This is a genomic window from Acinetobacter sp. ACZLY 512 (genome assembly GCF_023614015.1).
Lineage (GTDB): Bacteria > Pseudomonadota > Gammaproteobacteria > Pseudomonadales > Moraxellaceae > Acinetobacter > Acinetobacter soli.
The window spans coordinates 83,326-103,860 of sequence record NZ_JAKIVI010000003.1 but is presented as its reverse complement, the minus strand read 5'-3'; the positions used below and the strand labels follow the sequence as shown (position 1 = coordinate 103,860).

Below are 20,535 nucleotides of genomic sequence, written 5' to 3'. Positions count from 1 at the left end.
CACTATGGTAACGCGTCATGAACAGTCAAACAAAAACAACTTCGATGACTCCACATTCACTTGATGTTCATCACTTACACGATGTCCTAGAGCAGCAAAAACGTGCCTATGAGCGTTATCCTGTTCCATCTGCAAAAGATCGTATTGATCGATTGGCTCGTCTGAAACGTATTTTGGTCAAATATCAGGACCAGTTTGCAGAGGCTATTAATCGCGATTATGGCAACCGTTCGATTGGTGAAACCAAAATCGGTGAACTACTCACCTGTCTCGAACATATTGGCTATTATAGCAAGCATTTGACACAGTGGATGAAACCGTCCAAACGCCATATCAGTATTTTGCATCAACCGGCCAAAGGCTGGGTCGAGTATCAACCGCTCGGTGTCATTGGGATTATTACACCTTGGAACTATCCATTACTGCTGTCTGTAGGGCCACTTATTTGTGCGCTGGCTGCTGGCAACCATGCCATGATTAAAATTTCCAGTGCCTCTAGTCAATTTGGCCAAGTCCTTGAAAATGCCCTTTCAGAAGCTTTCCCGCAAGAGTTGGTTACCGTGATTAATGGCGGTGGTGCCATCTCGGATGCCTTTAGCCACCTTCCCTTCGACAAGATGATTTTTACCGGCTCAACTGCGGTGGGTAAAACGGTGATGGCAGCTGCGGCAGAAAATCTGGTACCGGTGATTTTAGAGCTAGGTGGAAAATCCCCAGCCATTGTTCATCCATCAATGGACATGAAAGAAGCTGCACAGCGCCTTGCGGTAGGTAAACTCTGGAATGCAGGTCAGACCTGTGTCGCACCGGATTATCTCTTTTTACCTAAAGGCCGCGCTGCGGAGTTTATTGAAAACTTCAAGCTGATCGCAACGGGGATGTATCCACATTTGCGTGACAATCAAGATTACACATCAATTGTCAACGACAAGCAGTATCGACGCCTGCAAGGTTATTTAGATGATGCACGTGCCCAAGGCGCACGTATTATCGAAATTAACCCACATAATGAATCACTTGAAGATGTGCGCAAGATTGCCCCAACGCTACTCACTGGGGTCACCACCGAAATGGACATCATGAAGAATGAAATCTTTGGTCCTATCTTCCCAATTTTTGAATATGATCAAATGGAAGACGTGATCGAGTTTATTAATCGCCGTCCACGCCCACTTGCGCTATACTATTTCGACTTTGATCAGGCACGTGCCGATTACATTGCACAGCGCACGCATTCGGGCCACTTCGGAATCAACACGGTATTGACTCATGTGGCGCAGGATGATCTTCCGTTTGGAGGCGTCGGTGCATCGGGTATGGGTAAATACCATGGCCCTGAAGGTTTTTTCAACTTGTCGCATGAACGTTCAATGATGTCGAATCCAAAGCTCTATAGCTTAAAATATATTCTGCCACCATTTAACAAACCGATTCATCGGCTTATTTCGAAAACACTTCTTCGATAACCTGATCAAGGCATGATCTGTTACACAGCTTCATGCCGCGTTTTTACCGAATTCGCTTGTCTTTTAATCGTATTTTTGGTATAAAACGCCCCTTGAATAAATTCAATCCGTTTATTTGTATGACTGGCCACAGATTTGCTGTTGGCTAAATCAATGGAGTTCCACCATGTCTAAGGTTTGCCAAGTTACCGGCAAGCGTCCAGTCGTTGGAAACAACGTCTCACACGCCAACAACAAAACCAAGCGCCGGTTCGAGCCGAACCTGCACCACCACCGTTTCTGGTTAGAAAGCGAAAAACGTTTCGTACGTCTTCGTCTAACCACTAAAGGTATGCGTATCATCGACAAATTGGGCATTGAAAAGGTTGTAGCTGATCTTCGTGCTCAAGGCCAAAAGATCTAAGGAGACCTTGCAATGCGTGACAAGATTCGCTTAGTTTCTTCAGCTGGTACTGGTTATTTCTACACTACCACGAAGAACAAACGTACTATGCCGGAAAAAATGGAAATCAAAAAATTTGATCCAAAAATCCGTCAACACGTGATTTTCAAAGAAGCTAAAATCAAATAATTTTAGATTCTGTAAAAAAACGACTTCAAATGAAGTCGTTTTTTTTTGCATTATTTTTGTTCTGCTTGTTAATATTTATCAATATAAAAATTTGGCATTTTTTTTGCTAATTCATACACATTCCATATTTAAGGAGTCTTGAGTGCCACATGACGTAGATTTAATTATTTTACTGGCAGTCGGATTTGGTTTGGCCTTATTTTTTGGCTATATCGCTGCACGTCTACGCCTTCCTCCGCTCATTGGCTATTTGGTTGCAGGTATTTTAATTAGCCCCAATACTCCAGGAATTGTCGCCGATATGAAACTCGCCAATCAATTGGCCGAGCTTGGAGTGATGTTTTTAATGTTTGGCGTGGGAATGCACTTTTCCCTCAGTGATTTACTTCAGGTACGCCGTATTGCGCTTCCCGGTGCGATATTACAGATTGCAGTGGCCACATTACTCGGCATTGGCGTGGCCATGTGGTGGGACTGGAGCTTCGGGTCTGCGTTGGTCTTTGGTTTAAGTCTATCGTGTGCCAGTACAGTGGTCTTACTCAAAGCGCTTGGCGATCGTGGCCTGCTCGATTCGGTCAACGGCAAAATTGCCGTCGGCTGGCTCTTGGTTGAAGATCTGGTGATGGTCTTGGTACTGGTACTGCTGCCTGCCATGGCCGTACTGCTTGGCGGCAAAGAGCTGGCACACGGTGCAGCGAGCAGCAATATCTGGCTGACCATTGGCTTAACTTTGCTAAAAGTTGCAGGATTTATCGCTTTTATGCTGATTATCGGCAAACGTTTAGTGCCGATGATCATGCAGTTTGTGGCACGTCTGGGTTCCCGTGAGCTGTTTACCCTTACCGTGGTGGCTGCGGCAGTTTCGATCGCCTATGGCTCCTACGCTGTTTTTGGCGTATCGATGGCACTTGGAGCGTTTTTCGCCGGCATGGTGGTGAAGGAATCCGATTTTAGTCACCGCGCCGAAGAAGAAACGCTACCCCTACGTGAAATTTTTTCGATTTTGTTTTTTGTGTCTGTGGGCATGCTATTCGACCCACGCATTTTGCTTGAGCAACCATTACAAATTCTGGCAGTTGTAGCGATTATCATGGTGGGTAAAACACTGGCCGCCATGGCACTGGTTTTGTTTTTTCGCTATCCGATCAATACCGCGCTGACTGTCGGTGCCAGTCTGGCACAAATTGGCGAATTCTCGTTTATTTTGGCCACATTGGGTGTGACTTTAGGCCTACTCACGCTCGATGCGCAAAATCTGATTTTGGCAGGGGCGCTGTTTTCAATCACCTTAAACTCTTTTATCTTCTCGGCTATTGAGCCAATCCAGCGCTGGATTCGAGAACGCTCACATCTGGCACGTTTACTCGAACGTAGTGGTGACCCGCTGGCGATGCTGCCCGATGAGCTTGATCAAACCTATTTACGTGATCAAGTGGTGATGGTCGGCTATGGTGAGGTTGGGCGACGCATTACCAAAACCCTCATGCAACAAGAGATTAAGGTGGTGATTGCAGAAGAAAACCGTGAAATTGTCGAAGATTTACGTAAAAAAGGCATTGCTGCAGTGAGTGGTGAAGCCACTGAGCCTAGCGTGCTGATTCAGGCACATATTATGCACGCCAGACTTCTGGTACTCTCGCCAATGGATATTATTGATATTCACCGGATTGTAGATATTGCCAAGCAGTTAAATCCACGCATTGAAGTACTTTGCTGTGCAGAAAGTCACGAAGAAGCCGACGTGATTCGTAAAGACAATGTAGGACTGGTGTTTTATGCCAAAGAAGAAATGGCCAAAACCATGAGTGCCCATATTTTAGGGCAAATTGAACGTGCACATCAGGCACCAGTAACGCATTAAAAACAACAGATCTAAAAAAAGCGTACTTAAAGTACGCTTTTTTTTAACTCATAAATTCTGGTTGCTCATCCACGACCTCTGCATGCCATTGGTTCACTTGTTTTTCAAGTAAACCAAACAACGCTGCCTGAATCATGTGCTGGGCAACAAGCGCGGTTTGATCGCCGAGAAGTGCTTTGACTTCATCGTTAAACTGGATCTTCACCAAAGGCTCTTGATTAGAGCCCGCATTGCGCAAGGCCAATTCGCCACCTTCAAGTTGAACCAACTCTAAGATTGCTTCTTGGTTACCAAATAATTCTTTCAACTGTTGTATCGACATAAACCCTCCATGCTTCAACATGGTGGCAAAGAGCACCTGCACTTTGCTAACTGTAGAATTTATATATAGGAGCTCTGCTTGAAAATTTCAAGCATCTCCATCGAAAGATGCACTAAAACTCAACCATTTCATTACGAAAACCGTCAATCAGCTGACTCAGTTCTCGGTGCCATTCACGGAGTATTTTGACATCGGGTAACCACGATTGCGGCCCTTGCGTGACTTTAATAATCAGATTTGAAGAGGTTTCTTCTTCAGGTGTTGGCTCAGTCGGCTCAGGTGCATACTGACACATGCGATAAGCACGCTTAAGCTCTGCAATAAAGCCATCTTTGGCAATTTGCTGCAGCACGGCAACTTCAGGCGATACCTGCCCCTTTTCTGCCATTTTCTCTTCAATCGACTTGAGCGTCGGTTGCAGGTCGTTTAAACGATAATAACGCACCAGCTCTTGCAAAAACGCCAGCACTGCACCGTGCAAATGAAAGACGGCTGCCTCACGATATGCCTGTGCTTGCTGAACATGCTCAATCTGCTCGGCTTGCTGACACGCCAAACGCGCAAAATAAAGTTTTTGATTGGTACGATCGGCATGATAACGAGCAACACGGGACATACAGTTTTCCTAATTTCTTGGCATGTGTTATAGGCCTAAGATTAAACTTAATTGAATTCAATGCACAATAAAAAATTACATCACATCCAACTCTACCCAATAAATCTTTCTTCGAGCTGGTATATTCACGAGAGGATGAATGGGCCTAACATTTTCAATGACCCAAGCCCAATAGCCATCTTTCCAATAGCTTGCTTTAGCCGCTTCAATCTCACTTTTCTGCCAAGCATGAACAGATGAAATATCCCCCTATGCAACTGCTCGACCCAATTCCTCATCTCCATCCTGATTCAGATCATGTGCATTTTCAATAATAACTAATATCTTTAAGAGAAAGCTCATTGGGGCGCCATGAACGAATTTCCAAGGTTTTTATGCCTTCAGCAATATAGGTTCCCGATGGCGCAACAATCGATATCGCTGGATAAATGCTTCTCATGATTTTCCCATAAAAAAAGGAGCATACGCTGCTCCTCTCCTTTAAGCCTGTGGCTTATCTTCAGCCTGCTTTACACGAATTCCTGTCCCATGTAAACGCAAAGTATTTAAACCTTTAATGGCTTTCACCGCTTCACGACCATGTGGCATCTCCACAAAAGCAAAGCCTTTAGATTTACCTGTTTCAGCATCTAAAACCAATTGGCAGGTTTCTACTGTGCCATATTGTTGGAACAGTTTCAGTAACTCAGCTTCTGTGACAGTACGTTCTAAATTACGAACTAAAATTTTCATTTAACAACCTTCAAAAATAGGCAAAATCATCAAAAAGCAATCGCCTACGCTACTTTCTGAACATTGCACATCAACTACCACAATGTAATTCGCTTAGTTTAATCGAGATTAATCCCAAAATCTAAATTAATCGACTGTCGTTCCATCAAGGCACTTTTTACCGTTTGCTGGCGGGGTTTATGATGCGTTTCCAAGGTACACAGATTGCGGGTGAGATCATTTAAGAAATAGCTTTCAACTTTACGTCCTTGCTCATCCACCACATCTCGCGCCCACAGATTCAGATTTTGCTTGGTAAGAATCAGTTCATTCTGTGCACGAGTCAGCGCGACATAGAGCACCCGACGCTCTTCCTCGACCGCGTCAAAGTCACCCTGAGCACGCGCATGTGGGTACTGACCAGCCGTCACATTCGCGACATAACACACTTTCTGCTCCGTACCTTTAGCAGAGTGAATGGTAATCAATGTGACTACATCTGTATTCGACTGACGTTCAATTTCAGAAATAGAAACAGGGTCAAGTACATATTCCTCAAGAAATTCGCTTAATTGTCCATGTTTGGAAGCCAATTGTTTAACCAACTCAAAGTCACCTTGGCGACGGTTCCAGTCTTTTTTATAGTTCTCGGCCAATTGTGCTTCAATTGCTTGAATACCCAAACCAACACACGCTTGTACTTCCTGCTTCAGCACCATCATCTGTTTCATCATCAATAAGGTTTCAACAGGAATACGTCCAAATTGTTCTAATTGATTAAAAATTAGTTCGAATTCAGGTTGAAGTAACAACTGCTGTGCCAGACGACTTGCCCCCACATCGCCCACCCCATTCCATAGGGTAAGAAAGCGCATCCACGCAATATCATCCAAAGGATTGGCAATCACACGTAATAAACTGAGTAAATCTTTCACATGTGCTGTTTCAAGCAGTTTCATCCCTCCAATAAACCGATACGGGACATTGGCTGCAATACATGCCGCTTCAATATGCCGCGCAGCAAAGCTAGAACGGACCAAGACCATATGATCCGACCAGTTATGCCCCTGCAAATAATGACGCTCTTTAATATCAATTGCGATCCATTTGGCTTCATCAAACTCATTCGGGAAAATATGCATGCGCGGCTTAATTCCCTCACCTCGATAGGCATCAAGACGCTTGTCATATTGAATCTCCGATTGATCGAGTAACCAATTCGAGAGGTCTAAAATTTCTTGGGTGGAACGATAATTTTTTTCAAGTTTATACACTTGAGCATTCGGTACACGTTCATTAAAACGATGAATATTTTCAAAATCGGCACCACGGAAGCCGTAGATGGATTGCGCATCATCCCCCACGCAAAACAGGCTGACTTTATCCTTTAAAGGTTCAAGCAATGCCCACTGTAAGGGATTGGTGTCTTGCATCTCATCCACCAACATGTGCTTACAAATCGATGCGACATAATCAACCAAGCCTTCAGATTGATCGAGTGCTGAAGCCACAATCGCCAAAATATCATCATAGTCCAGAAAGCTACGTGCCCGCTTGCGTGTCTCATACTCTTGCATGATCTTGGCAATTTGATCCTTAAATGCCAAATATTCAGGATGTTGCTTCTCTAAAGCATCACTCAATTTCTGGCGGGTATTACGCGCAAAAGAATACAAATCACATAGCTCTTGTGGCTTTGGAAGTTGATTTGGATTCTTCTTGTCATCTTTACCGCGAATCAGACGGAACATCATCAGTTGATCATCCCGATCAATAATCGAGAATTGTTCTAAACCAAAGGCTTTCGGTACACGGCGCAGCAGGTACATACAAAACGTATGAAAAGTCGATGCGCGGAGTCCTTTGGCTTGCTCCCCCAAAGCCAACTCGACTCGCGCCACAATTTCACTGGCTGAACGACGGGTAAAAGTTAAAATTTGAATTTGATTGGCAGGAACCCCTTGCTCAATGAGATAAGCCGCACGCGCCACAATGGTTTTGGTTTTGCCACAGCCTGCCCCTGCTAGCACAAGACAATGCTGGGCCTGAGTCGTTGCAGCCGCGTGTTGCTGCGGATTTAACTCGCCCATTAATTGGTCAAAACTCATAGCACATCGATCAATTCAAAAATATGCCTTAGTGTAGCAGACTCTACTCCACCTGCGCATGGGGGCTTGTTTTCATCTGTGGCTCGCACCGCTTGCAAAGCTACACAACAAAAAAATGCGAGCTGTTTGCTCGCATTTTTTATTGGACTTAGGCTTCGATCCACTTGCCCTTTTCAAACACCAGACTCCATTTGGTCTGTTTACCTTCTGGTGTTTCAGATCCAATGTACTGGGCCTGATTTTTTCGGCTGAATTTAATCAGTGTCGGATTACCTTCTGGGTCTGCATCGGGCGCATCCAAAAGATATTGATACTTTGGATCGAGTTGCTCGGCCACCGTGCGAAGCTCAGCTACTTTTGGCGCTCGCGTTTCACGAATTTTTGGAAACTTGCTGGCTGCCAAAAATAAGCCCGCAGCACCATCACGCAAGACAAAATAATCATCATGCTTGGTCGAACGCAAGTGCTCCATCTTGATCGGATCTACACGCGGAGGCGCAGGTTGACCACTTTTCAATACTTTACGGGTATTGTCACAGCTGGTGCAGGCAAAGTATGGTCCAAAACGTCCCGTCTTGAGCTGCATTTCACCATCACATTTATCGCATGGGATGGTCGGGCCGTCATAACCCTTGATTTTAAACTCGCCTTCTTCGACTTCGTAGCCGTCACAATCTGGATTGTTGCCACATACGTGTAGCTTACGACCACCATCGATCACGTAGCTATCCATCGCGGTGCCACATTTTGCACAGCGATGTTTGGCCATCAAATCTGCTGTTTCAGCAGCATCATCGTCGGAAAATGCAGCCAACGATTCCACAGGGGTTAAGTTCAGGGTACCTTTGCAACGTTCTTTTGGTGGCAGGTTATAACCAGAACATCCTAAAAACACGCCTGTGGTGCCCGTACGAATCTGCATTGGTCGACCGCACAATTGGCAGGCCACATCTGGCACTTCAATCGGCTGATTACGACGCATGCCATCATTGCTGGCAGCAGTATTCAAACGATTTTTGAAATCACCATAAAAACTGTCGAGCAATTCTTTCCAGTTGCGTTCGCCTGTCGCGACTTTATCAAGCTGACCTTCTAAATCTGCGGTAAACGCATAATTCATCAGATTGTTAAAACTCTCGTCGAGTCGGTCCGTCACAATCTCGCCCATTTTCTCGGCAAATAAACGACGATTTTCCAGCTTGACATAGCCTCGATCCTGAATGGTCGAGATAATCGCCGCATAGGTCGATGGACGACCAATCCCACGTTTTTCCAGTTCTTTAACTAAAGAGGCTTCGGTAAAACGCGCAGGCGGTTTGGTAAAGTGCTGACTTGGATCGAGTTTTTCAAGTTTGAGTGTTTCGCCAACTTTTACCGCAGGCAGTAACACGTCGTCGTCGGATTTGTTGGCACCACGAACACGGGTAAAGCCGTCAAACACCAAGGTACGGCCTTTGGCACGTAATTCAATATTATTGGCATCGACTGTAAGCGTCGATGACAGATATTCAGCAGGCGTCATTTGGCATGCCACGAACTGACGCCAGATCAGATCATAAAGTCGCTGCGCATCACGTTCCATTCCTGCAAGTTGGTCACCTGTCAGTGCTACATTGGATGGGCGAATGGCTTCGTGCGCCTCTTGTGCGCCAGCTTTGTTGCCATAACGGTTAGGTTTGGCAGGAACATATTTGTCGCCAAACTGTTGCTGAATATGCTCGCGTACCATATTCACCGCATCATCACTTAAAAAAGTCGAATCGGTACGCATATAGGTAATAAAACCAGCCTCATATAAGCGCTGTGCCATCATCATGGTCTTTTTCACTGAAAAGCCCAAACGTGTGCTGGCAGCCTGCTGCAAGGTCGAGGTGATATACGGTGCGCTTGGATTGACCTTGGTCGGTTTGTCTTCGCGCTGTGCAACTTTATATTCGGCATCTTGAAGCAGCTTTAAAACAGCATCGGTGTCTGCTTTGTTACGCAGCTTCAGCGTTTTGCCCGCCTGTTTAACGGCTTCTAAGCGAATTTGATCTTTTTTAGATAGCGTATCGGCGAAAATCTGCCAGTATTCTTCGGGAATAAAAGCACGAATTTCACGCTCACGCTCAACCACCAGCTTAACCGCGACCGACTGCACGCGTCCGGCAGATAAGCCACGTGCAATTTTTTCCCACAGTAAGGGCGAAATCATAAAGCCAACCACGCGATCTAGGAAGCGACGCGCTTGCTGAGCATTGACTTTATTGGTATCGAGTCGTGCGGGATGCTTAAATGCTTCCTGAATGGCATTTTTAGTGATTTCGTTAAACACCACACGCTGATAACGACTCTCGTCGCCACCGATCACTTCTTTTAAATGCCATGCAATCGCCTCTCCCTCACGGTCCAAATCCGTTGCGAGATAAACTTCATCGACTTGCGAAGCAAGTTTTTTCAGCTCGGCCACGACATTTTCTTTGCCTGGCAAGACTTCGTACTGCGCCGTCCAACCGTGCTCGGGATCTACTCCCATACGATTAATCAAGGCCGTTTGAGCTTTTTTCTCTTTTTCTTCAGCGCTGAGTTTGGCTCGGCTGACTGGCTTTTTTTCACTTGATTTGGCTGAACCACCTGTCGGCAAATCTCGCACATGGCCGACCGAAGACTTTACAATGTACTGAGAGCCTAAATACTTGTTGATGGTTTTCGCTTTAGCAGGCGACTCCACAATCACTAAGGCACGTTTATTCGCAGCAGACTCTGAAGATGCTGAAGTGCTCTTTTTGCTTGCGGATCGAGGGGCATTCGCCATAATAAACTGTTTTTCCTGTGAATTAATAATGTTTAGACTTCGGCGAGCTTAAGTAAATACGCTTTCATCTCGTCAAGTTGTGTTGCTTTTAGATCGGATTCTTCATCCCAGTACACGCCGACACAGTTTGCCTGCATATCAATAGCATAAATCCCTTTTAATGCAATGGTGGAATGATTAAATTTAGTATCCCCAGCCACGACATTAAGCTGATTGTCCACCACACGCGCACGCATTAGAGCTAAACGCGCTTCTGGAATCAGTACACTATAGTAGGCGACCATACTGGCACGGTTTTCAGAGGCCATCGGAATTTTTGTCCACTCAGGGGCTGGAACAAGACGTGGATGCAGTCCGATCTTACGCGCTTTGTCACGCATCAATCCTAACGCTTTTTCGCGCGGACTGACGCGCAAGCCAAAAATTGAGCCCAATACAAAGACCACGATAATAATCGCAACCCATAATCCTAAATGTTCCATAGTTAACCCTGTTCTACTCTTTTATTAGAGTTGCATAAGCGCAACATAAAACGCAAGTTTTTCATGCAAAGCATCTTAAGCTGGCGCAATGGCCTGTAAAACGAATGCGTTCAGTGGATAAATGTCTGGGCTGTATAATGTAGCTGATCATCATCTAACTGAATGTATCCCTTATCCATTAAACCTTTCAAAAGATGATGAATATTGGCTTTAGGAAACCAGTCTTGCAACATATCGCGTAAGCTGAAAATATCTTTGGGCCGTGCCAGTTTGAGTTCATGGAGTTTTTGTAACGCCTGCCATTGCAACTCATCTAAAGACGGCGGAAAAGGTCCTTCGGCTGGCGCCTGCTGTTCTTTTAAAAACTGCATGATGGTATCGACATCCCCCACCACGACTTGTGGCATCGCGCTATGGGCCTGGCTTTTCTTCGGCTGTACCGCGGGCGGCTGAGTCTTTGTGCTAGACGCAAGTTCAAGTGCTATCCATTGTTTTAGCATCTTTTTGCGAAAGCGCACTTGCCCTTGATCGCGTTTAATCAATTTCAAACTCACCAGCAGCGCCAGAACTTGCGGCACCTGATCTGCACTGAGTTTTAAGATATTGGCAATCGAATTTTTAAGGGCGTCCATGGTCAAGGGTAAACGATCGGGAGCTTGACCAATTGCATCACAGTAGCGCTTGATTTGTAATAAAGCCGGTTGTTCGGCCACAGTATGTGCAGCTGGCATCGCATTGCTGTTCGTCTCTAGGCGCGCAGTATCTTGTGTAACAACCGTTTTGCCCGCTGCGCGCAGCAACTCCGCCAGTTCATTTGCGGCTGAATGCTTCGACTGGAGCTCTATCGATGCTTCCGGATCTAAAAGTGCCAGCAACTGTCCTGCAAGCAAGGCATAGGCCGAAGATTTAGCCGTATGTGTTGGTGTGTCGAGTACCACCAGTTGCCCACTGCTGACCCAACTCGCTAACTCCGTGAGCGCCTGCAAATTACAGGTGAGTTTGTCACATAAATTAAACACATAAATCAGCTGATCATTTTCAATATATGAACGCAAAAGGTCGATCTGAATGGAGGTCTTTTCCAGATCGATGAGCAGAATACTTTTCATTTCAGATCACTTTGGGGCAAAAGGTGTCAGGTTAAACTTAATAATGTGGCGGCTTATTGGTCATCGGGTCGAAAGGCGCAATACCTTCGGATAAATCGGAGGCGTCGACACGCTGATATAAAATTTGCATTTGTTTTTTCAAATCAGCAATTTCAAGTGACTGTAAAGCCAGCTGTGTATTTAATTGCTCAACTAATTCATCTAAAAATGCAATTCGGACTTGCAAATCTTCAATGGGTGCGGAAAATGACGCATGATCATCAGACTCTGTTGGTTTAGTCATTTAACTCTCCTCATTTGGGATTCTGGAAAACATTATGGCCTATATTACTTTAAGGGATGTCCAACTTGCATTTGGTGGACCTGCCCTCCTCGACGGCGCGAACTTCGTACTCGAACGTGGCGAACGAGTGTGTTTGATTGGTCGTAATGGTGAGGGTAAGTCTACTTTACTTAAGCTCATTGAGGGAAGTCTCTTGCCCGACCGTGGTGAAGTTTCCATTCAAAATGGCTTAACTGTTTCTATGCTGGCGCAAGATGTACCGATGGATTCAGGTAAAGTGGCCGACATTGTAGCCGATGGGGCTGGCGAAGCGGCGGTGGTACTCAAAGCCTATCATGAAGCCAGTGATGCCTGTGTGCTGGGTGATATGGACGCCTGTGACCGGATGGGCCACTTACAACACAAACTTGACCAGCTCGATGGTTGGGCTCTTGAAAACAAGGTTAATACCATTTTAGGCAAGATGGGACTCGATCCGAATGCTGATCTGGCCGATCTTTCAGGCGGTCGTAAGCGTCGTGTATTGCTGGCTCGTGCCCTACTGACTCAACCTGACATCTTGCTCCTTGACGAACCGACCAACCATTTAGATGTAGAAAGTATTGAGTGGCTTGAGAAGTTTCTTCTTGAACAAAACAATCTAACCTTACTGTTTATTTCGCATGACCGTTCGTTTGTCGATCGTCTGGCCACACGTATCGTCGAGCTAGACCGTGGTATTTTGCGTAGCTATGAAGGTAACTATTCTCGTTACCTTGATCTAAAAGCACAGCAACTTGAAGCCGAAGAAAAGCAAAATGCGCTATTTGAGAAAAAACTCGCCGAAGAAGAGGCTTGGATTCGTCAAGGCATTAAGGCACGTCGTACTCGTAACGAAGGCCGTGTTCGTGCGCTAAAGGCATTACGTGAAGAATCGAAGGCACGTCGTTTCCAGCAAGGCAAAGTCGCCATGGGTGTTCAGGATGCTCAGCGCTCGGGCAAATTGGTCTTTGATATTGAACACTTGAGCGTGAGTTATGATACAAAGCCATTGATTCATGACTTTTCTGCCGTGGTTCTGCGCGGTGACCGGATTGGATTGGTCGGTGATAACGGCGTAGGCAAAACCACATTGATCAAAGCCATTTTGGGTGAGCTTGAGCATGAAGGGACAGTCAAAACCGGCACTCAACTCGAAGTCGCGTATTTCGATCAGTTGCGTAACCAACTTGAACTAGAAAAATCGGTGATGGCCAATGTATCTGAAGGGTCAGATTTTGTCGATGTAAACGGTCAGCGTCGACACATTTACAGTTATTTGCAAGATTTTCTATTTTCTCCAGAACGTGCACGTACGCCGGTTAAAGCATTATCGGGCGGTGAACGTAATCGTGTCTTACTGGCCAAGTTACTGCTTAAACCATCGAACCTGATCGTCATGGATGAGCCAACCAACGATTTGGACATGGTGACATTAGAACTGCTCGAAGAGATGCTGGCAGACTATACAGGGACCCTACTGCTGATCAGTCACGACCGTGCCTTTATGGACAATGTCGTGACCTCAACATGGGTCTTTGATGGCAAAGGCGGTATTGAAGAGTACGTCGGCGGCTATCAGGACTATTTAATGCAGCGTCCGAACCAGACAGTGGTCGATCAAAAAGCAGATATAAAAAAAGCCCAAGCCAAAGCCGCAGCAAATACCGCTCCCGCGCAGAAAAAAGTGAAACTGAGTTTTAAAGATCAGCGCGAACTTGAACAACTTCCAGTTGAAATTGAAAAACTTGAAGCCGAGCAAACGCAACTCTCAGATCAACTCACAGATGGTTCGTGGTTTGTAAAAGATGCAGTAGCAGCAACAGCAACCAGTGAGCGTCTGGCCGAGATTGAAGAGCTGTTGCTTGAAAAACTTGAGCGCTGGGAAGCACTGGAAAGTTTAACAAAAGGCAATTAAAACCAAGTTTCAACGATCCTCTTCTCGTTCGCGATGGAGAGGATTTTTTTTGTTTTTATTTTTAAAGAGCGTAGACTAAAACGAGTTCAATTCGTACGAGAGACTCGACATGGTGGATTTTTCTCAAGGAATCGCATTCGCACTAATCAGTTTGGCAATGGTACTTACACCTGGCCCCAATATGATTTATTTGATCTCTCGTTCTGTTTCTCAAGGCAAATCTGCAGGCCTGATTTCATTGGCAGGTGTCGCCACTGGATTTGTCTTTTATATGCTGTGTGCATCACTCGGTGTGACCGCTTTATTAATGGCAGTTCCCTATGCCTACGATACTTTACGCATTGCCGGTGCGCTGTATTTACTTTGGCTGGCGTGGAACGCGCTTAGGCCTAATGCCCGTCCTATATTTAGCTTAACTGCTTTGCAGCAAGATTCGGCGCTTAAATTATTTACCATGGGCTGTGTAACAAATTTACTCAATCCTAAAATCGCAGTGATGTATTTATCGCTTCTTCCACAGTTTATACAGCCACACCACGGCAGCGTTTTGGCGCAATCACTACAACTAGGGCTAATTCAGATTTTCATCAGCGTTTTGATCAATGGCGTGATAGTATTTTCTGCTGGCACGCTGGCACATTTTCTACAGCAAAAACCGTTTTGGGCGCAGATACAAAAGTGGCTGATGGGAACAGTTTTGGCTGCTTTGGCCATTCGCATTTTGCTTGAATCACGACGATAAACTGCTAAATCAAGATCAGTCACCATTTAGACTGGTTTAGGCGCTCGGATCATGACGCTACAAGTTCAAAATCAGTTCATGTTACACTTCTCGTTCTTTTAAGCGACGACTTACTTTACACGTATGAGCCAGCCATCCTCCTATACTCCCGGTCAATTTCAATGGTCTTTCTTGTTACCAAAGTATTGGGGTATCTGGATCGGGATCGTATTTTTGATGCTGCTGGCAATTTTACCGTGGGCAGTTCAGTGGCGTCTGGCGCATGCACTGGGCAATCTTGCATTTAAATCTCTCAAATCACGCCGTAAAACCACCGTTCGCAACCTTGAAGTCTGTTTTCCCGAGTGGTCTGAGGCCGAAGTACAAGAGCAAGCACGACAGGTTTTTATCGATATGATGCTGGGTGTATTTGAAACCCTGAATGCATGGTACTGCCCCGGCTGGTTTAAACAGCGCTGTAGCATTGAAGGACTCGAACACATTACCGACGCCCAAGCGAGAGGACAAGGCGTGTTGTTGATGGGAACACATAGTACGCTACTCGATGCGGGTGGATATCTGTGCGCACAGTATTTTGAACCTGATGTGGTTTATCGTCCGCAAAACAATCCCTTACTCGATATGCTGATTTATCGCTGCCGCGCAACCATTTATAAACATCAGATTGATCACGATGATATGCGTGGCCTCATTCGTAAACTTAAAGACGGCGATGCCATTTGGTACAGTCCAGATCAGGACTTTGGTCTGAAGCAAGGCGTAATGGCACCTTTTTTTGGCGTGCCTGCTGCGACTGTTACGGCACATCGTCGTTTATTAAAAATAGCCAAAGCGGCGGCTGTGCCTTTGTATTTTTATCGTCACGGTGATATTCGAAATCCGAAATATCATGTTTTAATTGAACCTGCCATTGACCATCTTCCAAGTGAAGATGAAGTGGACGATGCAACACGTGTAAACAAAATTATTGAAAATCAGCTACGTATTGCACCAACACAATATATGTGGTTCCATCGTCGCTTTAAAACACGTCCAGATGGATATGACAAAATCTACTAATTCCAATCGGCCAATGAGACCTTTTCATGAAAGTGATGCAACTTCTTCCAGAGCTCAATAGTGGTGGTGTAGAACGCGGCACACTTGAAATTGCCCGTGCACTGGTTAAGGAAGGGCATCAGTCCGTGGTGGTCTCTAATGGTGGACGGCTGGTTGCACAGCTTGAAGCTGAAGGCTCAACGCATCTTACCCTGCCTATTCATAAAAAATCATTGTCTAGTCTTTGGCAAATTCGTCCTTTACGTCGACTCATACAAACCGAGCAACCCGATATTGTACACGTCCGCTCACGGGTTCCGGCATGGCTGACCCATTTTGCACTTCGCGGCATGCCAGCACATAGCCGCCCTCATCTGGTGAGTACCGTGCATGGCTTCTATTCGATCAATCGCTACAGCGCCATCATGACGCAAGCCGAAAAGGTGATTGCGGTTTCCGACAGTGTGGTGGATTACATCACCACGCATTATCCGCAGTGTCCACCAGAGCGGATTGTTCGGATTTATCGTGGCATTGATCCAAAGGCATTTCCGCACGGCTATCAGCCATCGGCACAGTGGATAAATCAGATATACACCTTGTTTCCACAACTTGAAAACAAGTTTCTGATTTGTTTGCCGGGACGGATCACTCGGCTAAAAGGCCATGAAACCCTGATTGAATTGATGGAAAACCTGCAAGCCGAGTATCCCGATGTACATGCCATTGTGGTCGGTGGTGCAGATCCAAAGAAAAAAGCCTATCTGGATGAACTCGAAGCCACCATTCGTGATCGAGGATTACGTGACAAGATCACCTTTGTCGGACATACCTCAGAAATTCGTGAGTGGCTTGCAATCAGCGATCTGGTGCTGTCTTTGTCTAATCAGGCCGAAACCTTTGGACGAACGGCTCTTGAAGCATTGTCTTTGGGCACGCCCGTTGTGGGATGGAAGCGAGGTGGTGTTGCTGAAATTTTATCGAGCCTATATCCGCAAGGCTTGATTGAAGTAGATGATCGGACTGCCCTGACAGACGCCATCAAACGACATCTGGATCAACCCCAAATGGTTGCACCTGTCGATCGTTTTCGTCTAGATGAAATGTGTGGTCAGACACTCGCGTTATATCGTGAATTGACACAAACCCAATAAAAAACAGGAAGCATCTGCTTCCTGTTTTTTTAAAAGGAGCTCGATTAAGCCTTCGGCTGGTTCAACGTCGCTTCGTATTCTTTTGCTTTTTCAAAATCGTAGGCATTTTCCCACTTACTGATCACCAGTACAGCCAAGGCGTTACCCACGACATTAAGTGCCGTACGTGCCATGTCCATAATACGGTCAACACCTGCGATAAATGCCAAACCTTCCAGTGGAATACCGACACTACCCAGTGTTGCCAGTAACACCACAAACGATACGCCCGGAACACCTGCAATTCCTTTAGAGGTAATCATTAAGGTGATCACCAAAATAATTTGCTGCATCAACGACAACTCAATGCCATAAAGCTGCGCAATAAAGATCGCGGCAATACTTTGGTAAAGCGTAGAACCATCAAGGTTAAACGAATAGCCTGTTGGAATCACAAAACTACTGATCGCTTTTGGCGCACCGTAAGCTTCCATTTTTTGCATGATACGCGGTAAAACGGTTTCAGAGCTGGCAGTAGAGTACGCCAAGATCAATTCATCTTTTAAGATACGCATCACGGTCAAGATATTGATTTTGAAGATACGTGCAGTAATGCCGAGCACCACAAAAGCAAAGAACAAGATTGCGGCATAAACCAAAACCACCAACTTACCGAGCGGGATCAGCGATGCAAAACCAAAGTTGGCAACGGTCACTGCAATCAAGCCAAACACACCAATTGGCGCATATTTCATGATGATGTGAGTCACGCGGAACATAGTTTCAGATACGGCATGAAACACATGCAATAACGGCTCTTTGGTGGTGGTTGGTAATGAAGATAAACCGATACCAAACAACACTGCAAAGAAAATCACCGGCAGCATTTCACCATGTGCCATAGAGTTGATGATATTGGTTGGAATCATCGACAAAATGGTCTGGATCAGGCCATGTGACTGAGATTGTACTTCTTGCGTGGTGTGCTGATATTGAGTGATATCCGCTTTCACCAAATGAGACATATCTACGCCAGCACCAGGCTGAAAAATATTGGCTGCAATCAATCCAACAACAATCGCGATTGTAGTAATGATTTCAAAATAAAGAATGGTTTTAAAACCCAGACGACCCAGACTTTTGGTCGATCCAACGCCTGCAATACCCAAAATCAGAGTAGAGAACACAATTGGAATTACAATCATCTTGATCAGGCTAATAAAGATCTGACCCAACGGTTTCAGAACGTTATTTACCATGAAATCTTTATATTCAGGCTGATTATGTAAAATAGCCCCAACAACAATCCCTAGGATCAACGCAATTAAAATTTGCCATGCGAGGCTAATTTTAAAATTTTTCATAAGATAATCCTTATGCGTGACAAGCACAAAATTAGAACGGGAGAAAACCATTTGCTCTACAAATAGTTCGTTCGTAAAACTCCTTTTTATGAGATCTTAGAAAAACTCAGCGATCATCATCATGGCATTTAGGCATATAAAGTCGTTTCTACGGACTGTGAGCGATAAAATGATCGCAACATTCTATTGAGATTTAATTATTAAACAAGGCTTAACTGATGAAAACAGGGTTTAAAATAATAAAAATAGCAATTTATTTAATATTTTCAAAAACTTAAAAACAAAACAGATGATCATTTATCAATCAAAACCGGGCTAAAAATGCACTATATTGAGGATTTATGCAATTTTTTTATTCAAATTAAGTAGTTTTTTTAACCAAAATCAGTGTGTAAATTCGTCATCCATGTATCTAATTGCGCAAATTAAACACAAACCTATAAATTTTGGGATCATGAAAAAACAGCATGAACATTTGATAAATGTATTGATTTTGTAACAAAAGGTAAAATTTAAGAGTGTTTTCTTAGATTAAAATATAGGATTGAAAAAGGATAATACAGATAAACACAACCCGAGTTATACATCCTGTAAAACTCGGGTTAATGAGGTTGTGCTTTCGAGACATTTCTTGTTTTGTGTTGCGTCCATCGCAGCATCAAGTCCGTGATGCATTCCAATCAGCGTCGTCTTCCTTAGTGGGATGATCCGTTCCCGTGTTCCGTGTGCCGATGAAGTTATAGTATCCCGATGTACGACAGCTGCCTATTGGCTACATTCGCCAATGAATGTAAGCATTTTCCTACAACAGGATCCAATTTACTAAGGTTTCGAAAGCTGACTGGCTTCTTGTGCACTGAGCTGTTCTTCTTCACGTGCCTTTTGAATCCCTTCCTGAATCGCCTCTTGCGCGTCTTGATGATCCTCTGAAGTTTCTTCAAGTTCATCTTGAAGCTGTTCAAAATGCCGATCGGTCTGTAAAACCACATACACAGGAAAATGATCCGAACCCACATGCACTAAACGCTGCATATTGACCAGTGCAAAATCATTGCTATGAAAAACATGATCGAGTGACCAGCGTAACAGCGGATAGTCGGCATGAAAAGTATTGACAAAATGCCGCCCTACCCGTGGATCCAGTAATCCACTGATTCGCTGAAACAACCGAGTGGTTCGCGACCATGCCACATCATTTAAATCCCCCATGACAATACAGCTCTGATCCAGATCTTTAACCTGATCGCCCACAATCAGCAGTTCGGCATCTCGCAAGGTCGAATCTTTGGCTTCGGTTGGACTTGGCGGTTTAGGGTGCAGACAGTACAGATCAATCGGAAGCCCTGAAGGCAGGCGCACCGTGGTATGAATCGATGGAATTTCTTTACTCAGAATAAATTTGACTTCGGTATGCTCTAACTTAAAACGGCTATACAAATGCATGCCATATAAATTGTCGAGTGGAACAGCAACCCGGTACGGATAATCAGGTTCAATTACCGACAGTTCATTTTGCCAAGTCTGATCGGTTTCCAGCGTAAGCACCACATCTGGCTTAAGCTTGCGAATCTGCTCAATCAATAAATGATACTGACGGTTTGGAGTCAAAACATTACTAATTAATAGCGCAATCTGATGGCTTGGATTATGTAGCTCTGGCGGTACCTGTAATACCTGCTTTTTCCATAAAAAAGTATACGGCAGTACCATTTTCAACTGATAGGCAATTGCAGCAATCAGAAGAATTAAAATGAGTTCACGTGGCAGCGTCCAGGGTGCATCCCAGAGCGCATAAGCCAATAAAACCACAGCACCTAGTGCCAAAATTTGCAGACGTGGAAAGTCGGCGCCTCGAATCCACCACTCATCTCGTGGGATCAATGACCAAAACGTTAGCCAGATCACCAGCACCGCACAAACTTCCAAAAAAAGCATCACGTTTTGTTCCACCTTGTCATTTTGAATTTATTTTTATCTCGCGTCTCTCTATGTAGCACAT

General features: G+C 44.9%; 18 protein-coding genes and 1 pseudogene. 8 read left to right on the top strand and 11 right to left on the bottom strand.

Annotation, left to right across the window (positions count from 1 at the left end; genetic code table 11):
• Positions 1 to 17 precede the first annotated feature (17 nt).
• From L2096_RS05055 to L2096_RS05040, 4 genes are all read left to right on the top strand, one after another.
• Positions 18 to 1,466, top strand: coding sequence for a coniferyl aldehyde dehydrogenase (locus L2096_RS05055; RefSeq protein ID WP_004932763.1), 1,449 nt, complete (start codon positions 18 to 20; stop codon positions 1,464 to 1,466).
• A 166-nt stretch (positions 1,467 to 1,632) separates the two neighbouring features.
• Positions 1,633 to 1,869, top strand: coding sequence for a 50S ribosomal protein L28 (rpmB, locus tag L2096_RS05050; RefSeq protein ID WP_000048256.1), 237 nt, complete (start codon positions 1,633 to 1,635; stop codon positions 1,867 to 1,869).
• A gap of 12 nt (positions 1,870 to 1,881) precedes the next feature.
• Positions 1,882 to 2,037: a 50S ribosomal protein L33 gene (rpmG, locus tag L2096_RS05045; protein ID WP_001205031.1), complete on the top strand. Its 156-nt coding sequence runs from the start codon at positions 1,882 to 1,884 to the stop codon at positions 2,035 to 2,037.
• 142 nt (positions 2,038 to 2,179) lie between these two features.
• Entirely contained in the window at positions 2,180 to 3,898 is a 1,719-nt protein-coding gene (locus L2096_RS05040; protein ID WP_119025643.1) for a cation:proton antiporter, read from the top strand.
• Positions 3,899 to 3,941: 43 nt separating this feature from the next.
• Here L2096_RS05040 and L2096_RS05035 read toward each other — a convergent pair whose 3' ends face one another.
• The 9 genes and pseudogenes from L2096_RS05035 to L2096_RS04995 form a co-directional block, all read right to left on the bottom strand.
• Positions 3,942 to 4,220, bottom strand: a complete 279-nt coding sequence (locus tag L2096_RS05035; protein WP_004932755.1) for a hypothetical protein — start codon at positions 4,218 to 4,220, stop codon at positions 3,942 to 3,944.
• A gap of 112 nt (positions 4,221 to 4,332) precedes the next feature.
• Positions 4,333 to 4,836: a DUF6586 family protein gene (locus L2096_RS05030; RefSeq protein WP_004932752.1), complete on the bottom strand. Its 504-nt coding sequence runs from the start codon at positions 4,834 to 4,836 to the stop codon at positions 4,333 to 4,335.
• Between the two features lie 75 nt (positions 4,837 to 4,911).
• Positions 4,912 to 5,275, bottom strand: a pseudogene (locus L2096_RS05025) (ASCH domain-containing protein).
• Positions 5,276 to 5,316: 41 nt separating this feature from the next.
• Positions 5,317 to 5,568, bottom strand: coding sequence for an RNA recognition motif domain-containing protein (locus tag L2096_RS05020; protein WP_004943769.1), 252 nt, complete (start codon positions 5,566 to 5,568; stop codon positions 5,317 to 5,319).
• A 98-nt stretch (positions 5,569 to 5,666) separates the two neighbouring features.
• On the bottom strand, positions 5,667 to 7,655 hold the full coding sequence (locus tag L2096_RS05015) for an ATP-dependent helicase (protein ID WP_250364979.1): 1,989 nt from the start codon (positions 7,653 to 7,655) through the stop codon (positions 5,667 to 5,669).
• Positions 7,656 to 7,803: 148 nt separating this feature from the next.
• Positions 7,804 to 10,449, bottom strand: coding sequence for a type I DNA topoisomerase (gene topA, locus L2096_RS05010; RefSeq protein WP_004932739.1), 2,646 nt, complete (start codon positions 10,447 to 10,449; stop codon positions 7,804 to 7,806).
• A 32-nt stretch (positions 10,450 to 10,481) separates the two neighbouring features.
• A complete protein-coding gene (locus L2096_RS05005) occupies positions 10,482 to 10,931 on the bottom strand; it encodes a hypothetical protein (protein ID WP_004943776.1) in 450 nt (149 codons plus the stop codon).
• Positions 10,932 to 11,041: 110 nt separating this feature from the next.
• The gene (locus tag L2096_RS05000) at positions 11,042 to 12,040 is read right to left on the bottom strand and encodes a hypothetical protein (protein WP_151745857.1); all 999 of its coding nucleotides are present in this window, start codon (positions 12,038 to 12,040) and stop codon (positions 11,042 to 11,044) included.
• A 37-nt stretch (positions 12,041 to 12,077) separates the two neighbouring features.
• The gene (locus L2096_RS04995; protein ID WP_004932731.1) at positions 12,078 to 12,323 is read right to left on the bottom strand and encodes a SlyX family protein; all 246 of its coding nucleotides are present in this window, start codon (positions 12,321 to 12,323) and stop codon (positions 12,078 to 12,080) included.
• Between the two features lie 34 nt (positions 12,324 to 12,357).
• Here L2096_RS04995 and L2096_RS04990 point away from each other — a divergent pair, with 34 nt between their 5' ends.
• The 4 genes from L2096_RS04990 (at position 12,358) to L2096_RS04975 (ending at position 17,193) form a co-directional block, all read left to right on the top strand.
• Complete coding sequence (locus L2096_RS04990) at positions 12,358 to 14,259, top strand: ATP-binding cassette domain-containing protein (RefSeq protein ID WP_250364978.1); 1,902 nt, start codon at positions 12,358 to 12,360, stop codon at positions 14,257 to 14,259.
• Between the two features lie 109 nt (positions 14,260 to 14,368).
• Complete coding sequence (locus L2096_RS04985; RefSeq protein ID WP_250364977.1) at positions 14,369 to 15,001, top strand: LysE family translocator; 633 nt, start codon at positions 14,369 to 14,371, stop codon at positions 14,999 to 15,001.
• Positions 15,002 to 15,124: 123 nt separating this feature from the next.
• On the top strand, positions 15,125 to 16,060 hold the full coding sequence (gene lpxL, locus L2096_RS04980) for an LpxL/LpxP family Kdo(2)-lipid IV(A) lauroyl/palmitoleoyl acyltransferase (RefSeq protein ID WP_250364976.1): 936 nt from the start codon (positions 15,125 to 15,127) through the stop codon (positions 16,058 to 16,060).
• Positions 16,061 to 16,086: 26 nt separating this feature from the next.
• Positions 16,087 to 17,193, top strand: a complete 1,107-nt coding sequence (locus L2096_RS04975; protein ID WP_119025647.1) for a glycosyltransferase family 4 protein — start codon at positions 16,087 to 16,089, stop codon at positions 17,191 to 17,193.
• Between the two features lie 44 nt (positions 17,194 to 17,237).
• On the opposite strand, the gene gltP is transcribed toward L2096_RS04975, so the two are convergent.
• Positions 17,238 to 18,536 (bottom strand): glutamate/aspartate:proton symporter GltP, encoded by a 1,299-nt coding sequence (gene gltP, locus L2096_RS04970; protein WP_004932722.1) that lies wholly within the window; start codon positions 18,534 to 18,536, stop codon positions 17,238 to 17,240.
• An 822-nt stretch (positions 18,537 to 19,358) separates the two neighbouring features.
• Positions 19,359 to 20,471 carry an endonuclease/exonuclease/phosphatase family protein gene (locus L2096_RS04965; protein WP_250365028.1) on the bottom strand — a complete coding sequence of 371 codons (1,113 nt, stop codon included), beginning with the start codon at positions 20,469 to 20,471 and terminating at the stop codon, positions 19,359 to 19,361.
• Positions 20,472 to 20,535: the final 64 nt, after the last annotated feature.